Below are 383 nucleotides of genomic sequence, written 5' to 3'. Positions count from 1 at the left end.
CCAATGGCCTGGAGCTGACGGGTAAAGGCGAAGCCGGCAGCATCGTGATCGTGAAAAACGCAGCAGGTGTGCAAATCGGTACCGGCATTGTTGATGCTGATGGTTCGTTTACCGCAATACTCAATACACCGCAGAAAAATGGCGAGACCCTCAATGTCACTCTGACCGACAAGGCAGGCAATGTGTCGGACGTCGCGCCAGTGATTGCCGGTGATACCACCGCACCCGCTGCTGCGACTGAACTGAAAGTGAGTGCCACTGGCCTGGAACTGACCGGTAAAGGCGAAGCGGGCAGCACTGTCTCGGTTAAAGACGCGGCGGGCCTGGCAATTGGCAACGGCACTGTGGACGAAGAAGGTAACTTCAGCATCACGCTCGACAGT

The 383-nt window shown here is 56.7% G+C and carries 1 protein-coding gene; it reads left to right on the top strand.

Going from position 1 to position 383, the window contains the following annotated elements; all coding sequences use genetic code 11:
- Positions 1–383: Ig-like domain-containing protein (locus NTD86_RS03555; protein ID WP_262200780.1), on the top strand; the 383-nt coding region annotated here is incomplete at both ends.

The organism is Pseudomonas sp. 7P_10.2_Bac1 (genome assembly GCF_025465935.1).
Taxonomy (GTDB): Bacteria; Pseudomonadota; Gammaproteobacteria; order Pseudomonadales; family Pseudomonadaceae; genus Aquipseudomonas.
This window is presented reverse-complemented; position numbering and strand designations above follow the sequence as displayed.